The sequence below is a fragment of the Flavobacterium sp. genome (assembly GCF_031409475.1).
Taxonomy (GTDB): Bacteria; Bacteroidota; Bacteroidia; order Flavobacteriales; family Flavobacteriaceae; genus Flavobacterium.
Genome location: NZ_JANNXH010000019.1, coordinates 1 through 14586 on the forward strand (window position 1 = coordinate 1; position 14586 = coordinate 14586).

The 14586-nt window shown below is 33.2% G+C and carries 15 protein-coding genes, 3 tRNA genes, 1 CRISPR repeat array and 1 riboswitch; of the genes, 8 read left to right on the top strand and 10 right to left on the bottom strand.

Features of this window, described 5'->3' with window-relative positions:
- Positions 1-178 precede the first annotated feature (178 nt).
- Positions 179-1005: a CRISPR direct-repeat array (repeat unit 36 nt; unit sequence GTTGTGGTTTGATTAAAGATTAGAAAACACGATATT).
- Positions 1006-1227: 222 nt separating this feature from the next.
- Positions 1228-1833: a transposase gene (locus tag RMO53_RS03675; protein WP_310378155.1), complete on the top strand. Its 606-nt coding sequence runs from the start codon at positions 1228-1230 to the stop codon at positions 1831-1833.
- Positions 1834-1835: 2 nt separating this feature from the next.
- Here the strand turns inward: RMO53_RS03675 and cas2 are convergent, their stop codons facing one another.
- Entirely contained in the window at positions 1836-2165 is a 330-nt protein-coding gene (gene cas2, locus RMO53_RS03680) for a CRISPR-associated endonuclease Cas2 (protein ID WP_310378156.1), read from the bottom strand.
- The gene (gene cas1, locus RMO53_RS03685; RefSeq protein ID WP_310378157.1) at positions 2141-3040 is read right to left on the bottom strand and encodes a type II CRISPR-associated endonuclease Cas1; all 900 of its coding nucleotides are present in this window, start codon (positions 3038-3040) and stop codon (positions 2141-2143) included. Before cas1 ends, cas2 begins: the two co-directional genes overlap by 25 nt.
- Before the next feature lie 178 nt (positions 3041-3218).
- Here cas1 and RMO53_RS03690 point away from each other — a divergent pair, with 178 nt between their 5' ends.
- A complete protein-coding gene (locus RMO53_RS03690) occupies positions 3219-3800 on the top strand; it encodes a pseudouridine synthase (protein ID WP_310378158.1) in 582 nt (193 codons plus the stop codon).
- A 19-nt stretch (positions 3801-3819) separates the two neighbouring features.
- On the top strand, positions 3820-4275 hold the full coding sequence (locus RMO53_RS03695) for a tRNA (cytidine(34)-2'-O)-methyltransferase (RefSeq protein ID WP_310378160.1): 456 nt from the start codon (positions 3820-3822) through the stop codon (positions 4273-4275).
- A 20-nt stretch (positions 4276-4295) separates the two neighbouring features.
- Here RMO53_RS03695 and RMO53_RS03700 read toward each other — a convergent pair whose 3' ends face one another.
- The 3 genes from RMO53_RS03700 to RMO53_RS03710 form a co-directional block, all read right to left on the bottom strand.
- The gene (locus tag RMO53_RS03700; protein WP_310378162.1) at positions 4296-5081 is read right to left on the bottom strand and encodes an ABC transporter ATP-binding protein; all 786 of its coding nucleotides are present in this window, start codon (positions 5079-5081) and stop codon (positions 4296-4298) included.
- Between the two features lie 156 nt (positions 5082-5237).
- A complete protein-coding gene (locus RMO53_RS03705; RefSeq protein ID WP_310378163.1) occupies positions 5238-6269 on the bottom strand; it encodes an iron ABC transporter permease in 1032 nt (343 codons plus the stop codon).
- A 1-nt stretch (position 6270) separates the two neighbouring features.
- Entirely contained in the window at positions 6271-7413 is a 1143-nt protein-coding gene (locus RMO53_RS03710) for an ABC transporter substrate-binding protein (RefSeq protein WP_310378164.1), read from the bottom strand.
- Between the two features lie 83 nt (positions 7414-7496).
- Positions 7497-7781, top strand: a riboswitch (cobalamin riboswitch).
- A gap of 106 nt (positions 7782-7887) precedes the next feature.
- Between RMO53_RS03710 and RMO53_RS03715 the strand changes: the two genes are divergently transcribed.
- Positions 7888-9840, top strand: coding sequence for a TonB-dependent receptor domain-containing protein (locus RMO53_RS03715; RefSeq protein WP_310378166.1), 1953 nt, complete (start codon positions 7888-7890; stop codon positions 9838-9840).
- Positions 9841-9896: 56 nt separating this feature from the next.
- On the opposite strand, the gene RMO53_RS03720 is transcribed toward RMO53_RS03715, so the two are convergent.
- Both RMO53_RS03720 and RMO53_RS03725 read right to left on the bottom strand, forming a co-directional pair.
- Complete coding sequence (locus tag RMO53_RS03720) at positions 9897-10517, bottom strand: N-acetylmuramoyl-L-alanine amidase (protein WP_310378168.1); 621 nt, start codon at positions 10515-10517, stop codon at positions 9897-9899.
- 77 nt (positions 10518-10594) lie between these two features.
- Entirely contained in the window at positions 10595-12043 is a 1449-nt protein-coding gene (locus RMO53_RS03725) for a S41 family peptidase (protein WP_310378170.1), read from the bottom strand.
- 120 nt (positions 12044-12163) lie between these two features.
- Between RMO53_RS03725 and RMO53_RS03730 the strand changes: the two genes are divergently transcribed.
- The 4 genes from RMO53_RS03730 to RMO53_RS03745 are packed head-to-tail and all read left to right on the top strand — an operon-like array spanning position 12164 to position 14203.
- Entirely contained in the window at positions 12164-12673 is a 510-nt protein-coding gene (locus tag RMO53_RS03730; protein WP_310378171.1) for a sigma-70 family RNA polymerase sigma factor, read from the top strand.
- Positions 12660-13121, top strand: a complete 462-nt coding sequence (locus tag RMO53_RS03735; protein WP_310378173.1) for a hypothetical protein — start codon at positions 12660-12662, stop codon at positions 13119-13121. The genes RMO53_RS03730 and RMO53_RS03735 overlap by 14 nt, the downstream gene beginning before the upstream one ends.
- A 15-nt stretch (positions 13122-13136) precedes the next feature.
- Entirely contained in the window at positions 13137-13667 is a 531-nt protein-coding gene (locus RMO53_RS03740; RefSeq protein WP_310378174.1) for a DUF4252 domain-containing protein, read from the top strand.
- A gap of 2 nt (positions 13668-13669) precedes the next feature.
- Entirely contained in the window at positions 13670-14203 is a 534-nt protein-coding gene (locus tag RMO53_RS03745) for a DUF4252 domain-containing protein (RefSeq protein WP_310378176.1), read from the top strand.
- A gap of 59 nt (positions 14204-14262) precedes the next feature.
- On the opposite strand, the gene RMO53_RS03750 is transcribed toward RMO53_RS03745, so the two are convergent.
- The 3 genes from RMO53_RS03750 to RMO53_RS03760 all read right to left on the bottom strand — a co-directional run bounded on the left by RMO53_RS03750 (position 14263) and on the right by RMO53_RS03760 (position 14575).
- Positions 14263-14345: transfer RNA gene (locus RMO53_RS03750), tRNA-Leu, on the bottom strand.
- Positions 14346-14391: 46 nt separating this feature from the next.
- Positions 14392-14464: transfer RNA gene (locus RMO53_RS03755), tRNA-Lys, on the bottom strand.
- A 38-nt stretch (positions 14465-14502) separates the two neighbouring features.
- A tRNA-Lys gene (locus tag RMO53_RS03760) sits at positions 14503-14575 on the bottom strand.
- Positions 14576-14586: the final 11 nt, after the last annotated feature.

Below are 14586 nucleotides of genomic sequence, written 5' to 3' on the forward strand. Positions count from 1 at the left end.
GATGTGATTTTTGCTCTTACCTTGCTGGAGTAAAGTTTCAATTACAATCCTCTCTTTATAGGATAATCTTTTGTGTATTTTTTTCATAATTCAACAAAGATAAAATTTATCATTTGTTGCGTTAGGTTTTTGAATTCTCCCACGATATTAAAGAATTTGAGCAAACTTCCTATACCCTGTTGTGGTTTGATTAAAGATTAGAAAACACGATATTTAAATAGTGAAAGTCCAATAGTATCTGAAGTTGTGGTTTGATTAAAGATTAGAAAACACGATATTGTTAGTGAAGACAATAATCTTTATATTTTAGTTGTGGTTTGATTAAAGATTAGAAAACACGATATTATAATGAAATTATGAGTACACTATTAATAAGTTGTGGTTTGATTAAAGATTAGAAAACACGATATTTATTACAAAATACTATATAGGGAAAGAGAGGTTGTGGTTTGATTAAAGATTAGAAAACACGATATTGTTTCTAAGCTAATGAAATGGAGTGAGGAAGTTGTGGTTTGATTAAAGATTAGAAAACACGATATTTTTTAAATTCGATTATAAAAAAAACAATATGTTGTGGTTTGATTAAAGATTAGAAAACACGATATTTCCTGCTTTGACGCATTGCGATACGGTGTGGTTGTGGTTTGATTAAAGATTAGAAAACACGATATTTACGATTTTCTTATGTCTATAGAACGCCAAGTTGTGGTTTGATTAAAGATTAGAAAACACGATATTGGAGTTTAGAACTCGAATTGAAATATTTGAGTTGTGGTTTGATTAAAGATTAGAAAACACGATATTAACAAATAACGATCCGTTGGCGACTTCACGGTTGTGGTTTGATTAAAGATTAGAAAACACGATATTAGCAATCCGACACTCAAAAGATAATGATTGGTTGTGGTTTGATTAAAGATTAGAAAACACGATATTCGGAAGTAATCATTCCAATACAATCAGCTGGTTGTGGTTTGATTAAAGATTAGAAAACACGATATTAGTTGGCTTGTTACCTTCTAATAATCAAGAGAATAAAGAGAGATATCGTAAAATAAAATGCTCCTTTTTTGTTGTGATAAGGCAAGATTGGAGCATTTTTTCAATTCTAAATTTTGGGAATATTGATTTTAAAAATATAATTTGTTATTTGCAATGCGTAGGGACAGGACGCGACCTGTCCGTACACGCGCATAATAGAAAAAATGCAATAGATAAATTAGTATGAAAAGTAGAAAAGCAAATAGATTGAAGGGATATGATTATTCGAAGAATAATTTATATTTTGTTACGTCGTGTGTAAAAAATATGGAATGTTGTTTTGGTGATGTGGTATACGTAGGGACAGGTCGCGACCTGTCCGTACAAAATCCCGATAAAAATAATCCCGATAAAAATGATGCCGGTAAAAATGATGCCGATAAAAATGAATCAGAAATGATTTTGAATCGGTATGGAATTATTGCAAATAATCAATTGGAATGGTTGGCAATTCAATATCAATATATTGAACTCCATTCTTATGTTGTGATGCCGAATCATATTCACGCTGTAATCGAAATAGATTCGCTAAAGGTAAATTCAATTCACAATACTGATATGGGGCAATTGGATTCAGAGATCATAAAAATAAAATCGCTTTCCCAAATTATGGGTGCCTTTAAAACAACAAGTTCTAAATTAATTCATCAAGCAGGTAATGACGAGTTTGCTTGGCATCGTTCTTTTCATGATCATATCATTAGAGATGAAAAATCGTATTTAAACATTGTAAATTACATTGAAAATAATCCAAATAAATGGTGTAAAGATAAATTTTATAAAAATTAGGATTAAAATAATTCCAATTGAGTTGGCGCATCAATAATGTCTTGTTTGGCTTTGCCCAGATAATTAATAATCATCCCAAACTGCTTATCGGTTATTCGTAAAACACTTACTTTCCCTAATGACGGAACAAGTTTATTAATTCGTTTTTCATGTACATCGGCACTTTCTCCACTAGCGCAATGCCGAATATAAACCGAATATTGCATCATCGAGAAACCATCTTTCAAGAGATTTCCACGAAACTGTGAGGCATTTCGTCTATCCTTTTTGGTTTCTGTGGGCAAATCAAAGAACACAAACAACCACATTATTCGGTAGGCGTTAAGTTCCATAGTTTTGGATATTTAATTTTCTTTCTTTTTCCCATAAAGCATTGCTGCAAGGAACTGGCTGTTTTTTGTAATGCAACCATCAACGGGCTTTTTTCGTCTTTGAAATATACGGTTCGAGTTAATACTTGCAGAAGTTCTGATTTGATTTTTGTGTTCAGTTCCTGTTCATCATACTGCTGCATAATCTCCAATACTTTTTCATCAATAACTGGTCGAAAAGGCTCCATTATATCATCGGCAAGAGCAAAAGCATTGTATTTGCTTTTGTGATGAATGCCTAGCGTGTTGAGTAATCCGCTTCCTGATAATGCTCTTGCGGTTGCTGCTCGAAGAATTGCATAACCATAATTCAGGAAATTATTGGGATAATCGCCAAAACGTTCTCGCTTGAAATCAATCTCAAAAAAGGATTTCCAGTATTGTTGGGCTGCTACACCTTCCATATTTGTAGTATCTCCGCTTAAAACTTTGGATGCTAAAAAGTCAAATGCATTTTTATCCCCAGTAATCTTTGCTAATAAAAACCCTTGATTGGTTATTTTTTCGATAATGGTTTGTTGCCACAACTGCTTTTTTAATGGAATTGAAGCTTCTATTTGATTTTTGAAAACTTCTTGTTGAATATGGTGGCTATTAAGGTTCAGGAACATACCGTTTGGCATATGATTTTTGGAACATATAATAACAGCAGTGTTGTTCTCTACCATCATATTCATAGCTGGTAAACTGATATAAATTTCCTGATGATCCAGAACTAAAATACCAATATCTTCAATTGGAATAGAGCTTTCTCTAATTTCTGATTTGATTATAAGTTGCAAGTTTTTTGCAGTAATAGAAGTTTTATTTTCGATTAAAACGGATTTTTTTAGCATGATTAAAATGGTTATTTGTTGTTGATAATCAATATGTAAAACTAATCAGTTAGGGATAATTTTTTTTACGGGAAACCTCATTGCAGTATTTTTATTCAAATTATTCAAAAAATAGTTAGAAATAATACTTCTAGTTGTATGCTAACAAAACTATCTTTGCTTCTCAAAAAAAATTAGCATGTCCCACCGCCATTTCATTCTTCATAAACCCTACGGTTATTTGAGTCAGTTTATATATGAGCTCAAACGAAAGAAAAAACTCTTGGGAGAATTATATAATTTCCCCACTGGAACGATGGCTATTGGTCGCCTCGACGAAGATTCCGAAGGATTACTTTTATTAACTACCGACGGCAAAATGAGTGAAATCGTCCGCAGCAAAAAAGTGGATAAGGAATATTACGTTCAAGTTGATGGAATTATAACACAAGAAGCGATAGAAAAGATTAAAAAAGGTGTCGAAATAGGTTTTGATGGTTCAAAATATAGCACAAAACGGTGTGAGGCTTTTGTAATAAATGAAATTCCTAACTTTGGACCACGAGGAAAAAAAATTCGAGATGAACGGCATGGACCAACATCTTGGGCTTCGATTACGGTCAATGAAGGAAAGTTTCGTCAAGTACGCAAAATGACTGCAGCGGTTGGTTTTCCAACTTTGCGACTGGTACGAGTTCGAATAGGAAACGTATATTTGAACGATTTGCAGGCTGGAGAAGTAAAAGAAGTCGATGCTTTTTTTCAAACTCCCAACTCCTAACTTTTAACTTCTAACTTTTATGTTAAACATCGTCCTCGTAGAACCCGAAATCCCTAACAATACCGGAAACATTGGTCGTTTGTGTGTGGGTACCGAAAGTCGTTTGCACTTGATTCATCCTTTTGGATTTGTAATTAATGATAAAAACCTGAAACGCTCCGGTTTGGATTATTGGGTGCATCTCGATGTGTCCGAATATCAAAACATAGAAGAATGGATGACAATTATCCCTGATAAATCACGAGTTTTCCTGATGAGTTCTCATGCTACAAAATCCATTTATGAAGCTGAATTTCAAGATGGTGATTGGTTGGTTTTTGGTAAAGAAAGCGTGGGTTTGAGCGAAGCCGTTTTGGCTAGATTCGAAAACCATTTGACTATCCCAATGTCAAATTTAATCCGAAGTTTTAATATTGCGAATTCTGTTGCGTTTGTAGTTGGTGAAGCGAAGCGGCAGATTTCAATTGATAATTAACAATTGACAATTATCCATTATTAATTAATCACAAATTTCCCCTTTTCGTTATCAAAAATAATATTTTCGTCTTGGAACAAGGTATTGAAAACTCCATTAGAAATCAAATTGCAAGGTTGGTCTTGCACCACGTTTTCTGGAGTCATAATAATCATTTCGTCGCTCAATTGTATTGCCATATCAATATCGTGGGTCGAAAACAAAATGCATTTTCCAGTTTCCTGAGTTAATTTTTTCAAAAGTTTTAAAAGCGAAACTTTGTGTTGTAAGTCTAAATGAGTTGTGGGTTCGTCTAGAATTATTAAAGGTGTGTCTTGCGCCAATGCTCTTGCAATCAAAACGATTTGCAACTGTCCATCGCTAATTTCGTAATGCTTTTTTGATGCTAAATGTTCAATTTGCGTCCGTGTTATAGCTTCGTTGACTTTTGCAATATCAATGTCGGTTAATTTACCAATCCAGTTGGTATAAGGTTGTCTTCCTAGAGCAATGAGTTCAAAAACGCTTAGGTTGCTTGGAGGTAATTTCTCCGTCAAAACTACACTTAGATTTTGTGCTAATATGAAAGTATCTAAATCTTGAATGTTCCATTCATTCAAGAAAACTGTTCCTAAAATCGGTTTTTGAATTCCGGTTAGGGTTCTTAACAACGTTGATTTTCCGATTCCGTTTGCGCCAATTAAAGCGATGAGTTTTCCTTCTTGTAAATTTATATTTAGGTTTTCGGCAATAGTTGTTGTCATGCTTTTGGTTTTGTAACCAATGCTCAAATTTGAAGTAGAAAGAATGTTTTTATTGATTTTCATTTGGATTTTTTTAAACGCATAGTTTTTTATTATTTAAAGTTTACATAGTAGTTTCACTTTTCCACAAAATTGAGCTATGTTGGAAAATATTAAATTTTCTATTACTCCTTTATTTACAATCATTTGCTATGTCTCTACGTGGTTAAAAATAAAAAATTAGTTCATCATTTTTCTTTTTCTAACTAACAACCAAATCACTATTGGCGCACCAAAAATAGAGGTTACCGCATTGATTGGTAACGTAATATCGCTACCTGGAACTTGCGAAATAGTATCGCAAACAAGCATGATAATGGCGCCAATAAGTATAGTGCTCCAAAACAGTATTGCATGACTGCTTGTTTGAAAAACCATTTTAGCAATATGCGGTACAGCTAACCCAATAAAGGCAATTGGCCCAGCAAATGCGGTGATACTTCCTGCTAGAATACTGGTCGCAAAAATAATAATAAGCCTTGATTTTTTATAATTCAAACCCAAACTGCGTGCGTAATTTTCTCCAAGCAACAAAGCGTTTAAAGGTTTTATACTAAAGAGACTTAAAAGCAAACCAATTGCAACACAAATCGACAAAATTACAATCGATGGCCAAGACAAGTTTCCTAAATTTCCTAATGACCAGAAAGTGAATTTTTGTAACTGTTCAGCAGTGCTAAAATAAGTCAATATCCCAACAATAGCGCTGGTTAAACTACCAAACATCAGGCCTACAATTAATATTGCCATTGTGTCTCGCAACTGTCTAGAAATTGCTAAAACGGCCAGAAAAACTAAAAAACTCCCAGCACTTGAAGCCAGAATAATTCCGTAAGAAGAGAGCAGGATAGAAGCTAAAAATGGAGGCAAAAATCCAGCGCCCAAGATGACAATTGCCACGCCTAAACTCGCACCAGAACTCAATCCCAGAACATAAGGTCCAGCGAGTGGATTTCTAAATAAAGTTTGCATGAGCAATCCACTTATTGATAATCCCATACCCACAAGAATAGCTGCAATAGCTTTGGGTAAACGGTAATTTACTATTATGTATTCCCAAGTTTCTTTACTTGCAGTTGTTCCTGTCAGGCTATTGAAAACTTCTTTTATGGGGATAGAAACCGAACCTAAACTGATGTTTAATAGCAATGCCAATAGCAAAGCCAAAGTCAAAATGGTGAATAAAAGAGTATTTCGGTTTCTAAGATTCAATTTATTGTAATTTCTGAAAGAAAAAAAGTTTGTGATTTGGTAACAATTCGGGATGTAAAATTTTAATAAAATCCTTCAAAACCAAGTCAGGTCGAGTAGGAGATAATTCAAAATAAATGATTCCGCCTTTTGTACCTTTATTTACACCGTACGAATATACTTTTTTATTTTGGAATGAGGCAAACTCACCATAATGCGGATTGCTGTCGCTCATTTCTTTCATGGAAGAAAAATCGCCAGGAGCAATCCAGAATTCAGCATCTTGTGCTTTTTCTAAAACTTTTTCGAAAGGCAACGATAAACTGCCAGTTCCTTTGGTAGTTTTCCATAAATAATTGGCTTGAGCATCGATCAAAAAAAGAGAAGCCCAACTCTCGCCTTGTGGCACATACCATTGGTTTTGAAACATGGCACCACACAAAACTGTTGGTTTGGTTGTTGCTTTTTTGGCTAAAGCCAAAGTGTTTTTGTATTCGTTTTCGATTTCTAAAAAAACAGTATTTGCCTTTGTTTCTAGTCCGTACAATGCTCCAAAAAACTTAATCCATTCGGCTTTTCCTAGAGGAGTTTGCTCGGTCCAATCGCCGTTGAGCATTACTTTCAAGCCGCTTTTTTTGAGATTGTCTAGTGTTGGGTTGCTATTATTTAAACCAAAACTGATAATTACATCGGGTTTCATATCAATCAAAACTTCGGTGTTCAGACTTTCGTTTCGACCCACTTCTCTCACTTTCTTGGAGTCAATTAATTTTCTAGTTTTTTCGGAAGAAATATAATTGGTATTAGGAAAACCTATCAAAGTGTTTTCTACTCCAAGCATTTCGAGGGACGGAATGTGTGTTGTTGAGGTTACAACTATCGATTTTATGGGAACTTGTATTGGGGTGAATTGTTTTAAACTATCGGGAATAATTCCGTTTTTTTCTTGAAGAATGTATGTGAAACTTTCTTTGGCTTCTGGCCAAGGATTGGTGATTTTTACTACTGAATATCCTTTGTATTTGTAGATTTCTAAGCCTTTGGCATGGTGAATTGAATTCTTGCTTGTTGGTATTTTTTTGACAGCTAGGTCATTGTTTTGCTTGCAACTACCTAAAAAAAATAGTGCTAAAAAAGTAATAAATTTCAACAAAAATGATTTCATAAAATGTTTTATAAGAAATGCAAAGGTATCTTTTATCCTTTTTAAAAATCAAATTTTATTTTTTTATTCAGATGTTAGGGTTACATTTGCACCCGTAATGAGGTTGTTGTTTTGTTTTTCAAAACGGCATTAAAAGGGAATCAGGTGAGAGATTGCAGATTTCAGATTGTAGATTTCAGATTGTAACAAATCTTAAATCAAAAATCTTAAATCAAAAATCTTAAATCTTGAGCTGTACCCGCAACTGTAAGCTAGAAAGCTTGTTGTTATCTACAAAACCACTGAGTTAACTGAATTTATTTCAGTTTCTTGGGAAGGTAAACAACAAGACGCAAGCCAGGAGACCTGCCTATTACATCGAGTATCAAACTTTCGGGAAAAAAGGTTTGGGTATGGGTAATTCTATGCTTTTCTCCCAATTATTAGTAATGTAACAGTCCTAAATTTATGCTGTTGCTAAATATTTTATTAAAAATGAACAACAAAATCGTTCGTATTAGTGCGTTGTGCGTATTAATTACAAGCTGTGCTTTCGCACAACAAAAAGATTCTATTGCATCTCAAAATCAATTGGATGAAGTTGTAATTTCGGACTCCAAATTTGCTTTAGCCAAAGAAAAATCAGGAAAAGTAATTGTAAAAATTACAGCTGCTGAATTAGCTAAAAAATCAGGACAATCGCTTGCTACAGTTTTGAGTACTGTTGCTGGTGTCGAAATTAACGGAAACCAGAGTAGTGCGGGAAAAAATTTGAGTTACTACATTCGTGGTGGACGCAACCGCCAAACCTTGATTATGATTGATGGAATTCCGGTAACCGATGCTTCGGGAATTAATCTGGAATATGATTTGCGCTTGATTCCAGTGGAACAAGTTGAAAGTGTGGAGATAATGAAAGGTGCGGCAAGTACGTTATACGGAACTGGTGCTGCAACTGGAGTTATTAATATTACACTCAAGAAAGCAGCAAAAAAATCTTTTGCGGGAAATGTTTATGCTAATGTAGGAACTCAAAATACTGCAGAAAAAAAGAACTACAACTTAAACGATTTTAATCAAGGAGTTGCTTTAAACGGAAGTGGAACGAAGTTTAATTATTATGCCTCATTGAATAGTACTGAAACTACTGGGATATCTGATGCTTCTGTACCGCAATCCGCAACTTATGAAGCTGATAATTTTTCGAGAATAAATGCATTAGTTAAACTTGGGGTCAAACCTACTACAAAATTGGCTTTGGATTTCTTTGCTAATTACGATAGAATGAAAAATGATTTTGATGGTTCATTTGATAATTTCAATAATCCAGATACGCCTTTGAATGTTTCAAAATCAGAACAATTTCGTTTTGGTTTTTCTCCAAAATACAAATACAACAAAGGCGAGTTTGTTTTGAATTCTAGCTTTAATACGATTCAACGCGATTATACTGTTTATAGTAGTTACAGCAACTCGGTTGGCGAAAGTGTTTATAACTCAAAAAGTGTAAATGTAGATGCATTTAATAAATATGCGTTCAATTCTCAGTTTTTTGTCGTGTTGGGAAATCAGTTTCAGTTTAACGAAATGAATTCTGAAACGCCTTATGATGCGATTGCAAAGGAGATAGCAAAATTCAATACAAATGATCCTTATGTAACTGCGGTTTACAACTCTGATTTTGGCTTTAATCTTAATGCTGGTGCACGTTACAACATGCATAGTGTTTATGACAGTCATTTTGTTTATAATGTAAATCCTTCGTATACTTTTTCGAAATTGCCTTTGAAAATTTTGGCTTCGTATAGCACAGCTTACATCACGCCAAGTTTATACCAGTTGTATTCTCCATACGGAAATTTAGATTTAGTTCCTGAAGAAAACAGCACAGTCGAAGCTGGTTTTGAATTGAATATGCTAGATAAAAAACTGACTTTGAACACGGTTGCATTTTATAGAGAAGAAAAAAATGCCTTTGGATTTTATACTGCTCCAATAACTTATATTTCAAATTACATTAATATCGAAGGGATTAACAATGCAAAAGGTATTGAAACAATGATTTCGTATGCATTGTCTAGCAAATTATCGGTTAACGGAAATTATACTTTTACACAAGTTGAAGAGCGTTTGAGCAGACTTATTCCAAAACATAAAGGAAACGTTTCATTAGATTATCAACCAACGACTAAAGTATTTTTTAATGTTAACTATCAATATGTTGACCAGAGAAACGATGCTTTTTTTGATGGTGGAACTTATGCAACTACGCCTGTACTTCTGGATGCGTATCAGTTAGTGAATGCCACAGCGAAATATGATTTAATCAAAAACAGAATGAGCATTTTTGCTGCTATAAACAATATATTAAACGAAGAGTTTGTAGAGTCTGTAGGTTATAGCACTCGTGGCAGAAACTTTAAATTAGGGTTGAATATCTTGTTCTAAAAGACAAAATTATAATTAAAGGAGAAGGCTTTCGTTACTGAAAGCCTTCTCTCGTTTTATTTTAAATCCGAAACAAATTCCAGAATGCTTTCGGCAATTTTGATTTGCTGGTTTTCATCGGTTAGATATTTTTTGTCCTCATCATTTGATAAATAACCAAGCTCTAGAATTATGGCTGGAGCATTTGATTTTTTAAGAATAAAAAAAGGAGCGTTTTTTATTTCGGAAACTTTAAAATTATGATTTTTGACTAACTTCTCATTAAGATTTACTGCTATTTCATTTGACTTTTTATAGGATTGAGAATCTTTAAAAACAAAAAGTTCAACTCCAGACTTGTCTTTGTTTTTATTTGAGTTTACATGTAATGATAGCACTAAATCAGGATTAATGTTGTTAATAATATCAGTTCTTTCTTTTAAAGATAAAAAGGCATCTGAGTTTCTGGTGAAATGGAGAACAACGTTTTTATTTTTATTTAAAGACTTGATTTTGTTTGTGATTTGTGCTACAATTATTTTTTCGGAAGCATCGTTTGAAGTTGCTCCAGAATCGTGACCGCCATGGCCAGCATCAATAACTACGTTGATTTGTTTAGCTTCTGTAGGGTTAGGGTTTGCAAATGCAAAAGAGATAATAGCGGTTAAGAGCAAAAATAATTTGGTTGTGTTTTTCATTTTAATTGATGTTTTATAAATGGTTAGTTAGTTATAACTTATTAAGATTAGGATTATTGCTTGAGTTTTTAATTATATTATTCCAAAGCTTTCAAAAGTCCTTCGGGAGCTTTTTCAAGATACATTTGGTTTTGTCCATTTATGGATTTCGAATCTTTGAAATAATCATAATTAATTATAGAACTTGGTTGTGCTATTTTTTTTGTTCCAGTAATTTTACCGATTGCTAAACTCAATAAAGGTTCAGTTGTATTTCCTAGAACGTTTAAGTTTTCTAAACTTTCTTTCAATTCAAAGGTAGGAATTAACCCGTCTTGATAATCACCAAAACCTGATGAGTTGACTATTTTCAGGACGATGGGTTGCATGGCATAGCGATGATTTGGGTTTCTATTCTCTTTGCCAAAAGTTGGAGAATCGTAGAGTGTAATTGAGCCTACGTTTTTTCCTGTTGTCACATCGCCTATTTGAACAACGGTAATGTAAGGTTTTAAACCGTTAATTAATAGTTCACTTGCCGATGCGGAACTTTTTGAAGTAAGAATATAAATTTTGGACAAATTCAAACTTTTAATAGATGTGGTTCCAATTTTGTCAGTAAAAATATTTTTCAAAGCATCTGGATTATTGGCATCATAATAAGCATTTACTTTTGCATTCCATTGTTGTTTTGCAAATACTTGCCCTGTAAATTGCCCAGTAATCATGCTGGCTAATCGAGTTGCAGTAAGCACTGAGCCGCCAGAATTGTATCGTAAATCTAAGACAAAGTCTGTTATTCCTTGTGTTTTTAGGGTTTCAAAAGCGGAATTTAATTGGGTATCGTAATTTGCATAGAAAGCATTATAAACTAGGTATCCTATTTTGTGAGTGCCAGAATTTATTACAGTATTTAGTAGAATAGGATTTTCATCTAGAACAGTTTTTGTGAGTGCAATTGATTTTCCGTTTGGTGTAAATGCTCCACCATTGAGGTCTGCAAGATTTAAAGTATAATCATTATTGGATCCAAATAACAACGATTGATAATTATTAATGGTGAGTTGGGTTCCGTTTACAGCTGTGAAAATGTCACCTCGCTTAATATTTTTAGTTGATGCGTCCGAATTTGGAATAATATAACGTACCCAACCAAATAGTTCCGTAGAACCTGAAGATTTCCTGCTTAAACCAAAATCTACACCATTATTATTTGTCGTTCCTTGAAGCGCACCTTCTAATTCTAAATAATCGTTCACAATCCAACTGAATCTATCAATTGTTGAATTGACTCTAAGTGCATTAAATAAATCCTCTGGTTTTGAATATCCAGATAAAAAATTATTTAATTCTTTTTGTGTGGCGAACCTATTATCAGATAAATTTGGGACATCTGTTTGCCATAAATAATATAGATTCATTCCTTTCCAAATAAAATCATGAATTTCTAAGCTTATTGGCGGAGCGATATCATCATTATCTTGACAACTTTGTAACACAAAAAATGTTAAAATAAATAGAATTGTAATTTTGGCTGTAGTTCTCATATCAGGATTTTCAATATCTTATTAACGTAAAAATAGTAACTTTAGTTTTATTTTCTATACTTTGTAACAAAAATAATAGTGTATCGTCTTGATTGTATAACCAGATTAGAATTGAGTTTCATGAACCAAAAAGAGTTTGTACAAGTAATCGCTCCATTCAAAGATAAAGTCTATAGACTTGCAAAGCGATTGCTCATAAGTTCTGAAGAAGCTCAAGATGCAACACAAGAAGTTTTGGTAAAATTATGGAGTAGAAAGGAAAATTTAAATGATTATAATAATATTGAAGCTTTTGCGATGACAATGACTAAAAATTATTGTTTAGATCAATTAAAATCTAAAAGAGCAAGTAACCTTAAAATAGTTCATAATAATTTTACAGATCGAGAGCCAAGTTTAGATAAAAAAGTTGAAGATATTGATAGTTTTAATTGGGTTGAAAGAATCATCAATCAGCTGCCAGAACAACAACGATTAATTATTCAAATGCGAGATATAGAGCAATACGAGTTTAATGAAATAGCCAAAATAATGAATATTAGTGAGGCCACAATTCGAGTTGCACTTTCAAGAGCAAGAAAAACGATTAGAGAATTTATGACAAAAACACACAATTATGGAATTGGATAATATAGAAATAATAATAGAAAAATACTTTCAGGGAGAAACCAGTATTGCCGAAGAAAAAGAATTGAAAAATTATTTTACTTCCTCTAATGTTGCACAGCATTTAGAACATTACAAACCAGTTTTTGGTTACTTCTCTCTCGCAAAAGAGCAAAAGTTTAAGCAAGAAATTCCACTTCTCCCGAAGTCTCGGGATAAAAAACGTAATGTAGCGTGGTTATCCATTGCAGCTTCGGTTCTTGTTTTGTTAGGAATTGGAACTTATGGTTACTCTAATTATGGTACTGCAAATCTAAATCAAGGCTTAGGAACTTATGATGATCCTGAAATAGCTTTCAGAGAAACTCAAAAAGCATTATCACAATTATCAAACCATGTTAATGTAGGCATAGAAAGTGTGCACTACATCGAAGAATTTGATAATTCAAAAAACTTAATTTTTAAACAATAATAAAAAATAGAAATAATGAAAAAAATAATAATAACATTAGTAGTAGTATTAGTATCTAATACGTTTTTTGCACAAGATGCCTTCGATAAATTTGACGGTCAAGATGATGTAACCTCAATTGTTGTCAACAAGAAAATGTTCGACTTAATGAGTAAGGTAAAAATGGATTCAGCTGACAAAGAAGCCCAGCATTATATAAATTTAATTAAAAAACTTGACAATCTAAAAGTTTTTACAACCACAAGTTCACGTGCAACTGCAGAGATGAAAGCAACTGCCGAAAAATATATTAAAACCAGTGGACTTGAAGAATTAATGCGTGTAAATGACAATGGAAAAAACATAAAAATAATGATTAAATCAGGTTCAACTGACACTCAAATAAAAGAGTTACTTATGTTTATCGAAGGCGGAAGCAAGTCAAACGAAACGGTATTGCTTTCATTGACAGGTAATTTCGACTTGAATGAATTATCAGCATTAACTGATAAAATGAGAATACCCGGAGGCGACGATTTGAAGAAAGCATCAAAAGGGAAAAAATAATTATGAAACTAATTTATAGTATTTCAATTATAGGGTGTTTATTTTTATTCAGTTGCGATAGTAAACCTACACTACAAAAGTATTTTGTAGAAAACACCAACAATAAAAATTTCATAGCTGTAGATATTTCTCCAAATATTTTAAATGTCGACAAAGCCAAATTATCATCAGAACAAAGTGCTGCTTTACAATCCTTTGATAAAATGAATGTATTGGCCTTTAAATTAAATGATAAAAACAAGGCAGATTTTGAACTTGAAAGAGCCAAGGTAAATTCAATTCTAAAGGATGAAAAATACCAGCAATTAATGAAATTTTCTTCTGGAAAAGAGGGTGCATCAGTAAGTTATGTTGGTACTGATGATCATATAAGTGAATTTGTATTATTTGCCAATAAAAAAGAAACCGGTTTTGCTGTGATTCGAGTAATTGGTAAGGATATGAATCCCACAAATATTATGACTTTAATTTCAGTCTTGAAAAGTTCCAATATAGATTTAGAGCAATTAAAACCATTGCAGGAATTAGTTAAATAGAAATTGGTTTTATTTTAAAAAAGCGTCTCGATTTAAAATCGAGACGCTTTTTATATTCGTGACCACGGTGGGATTTGAACCCACACGCCCTTTCGAGCACCAGCCCCTCAAGCTGGCAAGTCTACCGTTTCTCCACGTGGCCTTAAATATTTAGAGACGTTGCTTTGCAACGTCTCTAAATAGTATTGTGACCCGACTGGGGCTCGAACCCAGGACCCCATCATTAAAAGTGATGTGCTCTACCAACTGAGCTATCGAGTCTTTGATTCAAAATAGTTATAAAATAATCACAAATAATGTGACCCGACTGGGGCTCGAACCCAGGACCCCATCATTAAAAGTGATGTGCTCTACCAACTGAGCTATCGAGTCTTTCCAATTTT

Bases quoted from the DNA above. Each gene is read 5' to 3' on its own strand.
- RMO53_RS03675 (WP_310378155.1), top strand. From the start codon at position 1,228: ATGAAAAGTAGAAAAGCAAATAGATTGAAGGGATATGATTATTCGAAG.
- cas2 (WP_310378156.1), bottom strand. From the start codon at position 2,165: ATGGAACTTAACGCCTACCGAATAATGTGGTTGTTTGTGTTCTTTGAT.
- cas1 (WP_310378157.1), bottom strand. From the start codon at position 3,040: ATGCTAAAAAAATCCGTTTTAATCGAAAATAAAACTTCTATTACTGCA.
- RMO53_RS03690 (WP_310378158.1), top strand. From the start codon at position 3,219: ATGTCCCACCGCCATTTCATTCTTCATAAACCCTACGGTTATTTGAGT.
- RMO53_RS03695 (WP_310378160.1), top strand. From the start codon at position 3,820: ATGTTAAACATCGTCCTCGTAGAACCCGAAATCCCTAACAATACCGGA.
- RMO53_RS03700 (WP_310378162.1), bottom strand. From the start codon at position 5,081: ATGAAAATCAATAAAAACATTCTTTCTACTTCAAATTTGAGCATTGGT.
- RMO53_RS03710 (WP_310378164.1), bottom strand. From the start codon at position 7,413: ATGAAATCATTTTTGTTGAAATTTATTACTTTTTTAGCACTATTTTTT.
- RMO53_RS03715 (WP_310378166.1), top strand. From the start codon at position 7,888: ATGAACAACAAAATCGTTCGTATTAGTGCGTTGTGCGTATTAATTACA.
- RMO53_RS03720 (WP_310378168.1), bottom strand. From the start codon at position 10,517: ATGAAAAACACAACCAAATTATTTTTGCTCTTAACCGCTATTATCTCT.
- RMO53_RS03725 (WP_310378170.1), bottom strand. From the start codon at position 12,043: ATGAGAACTACAGCCAAAATTACAATTCTATTTATTTTAACATTTTTT.
- RMO53_RS03730 (WP_310378171.1), top strand. From the start codon at position 12,164: ATGAACCAAAAAGAGTTTGTACAAGTAATCGCTCCATTCAAAGATAAA.
- RMO53_RS03735 (WP_310378173.1), top strand. From the start codon at position 12,660: ATGGAATTGGATAATATAGAAATAATAATAGAAAAATACTTTCAGGGA.
- RMO53_RS03740 (WP_310378174.1), top strand. From the start codon at position 13,137: ATGAAAAAAATAATAATAACATTAGTAGTAGTATTAGTATCTAATACG.
- RMO53_RS03745 (WP_310378176.1), top strand. From the start codon at position 13,670: ATGAAACTAATTTATAGTATTTCAATTATAGGGTGTTTATTTTTATTC.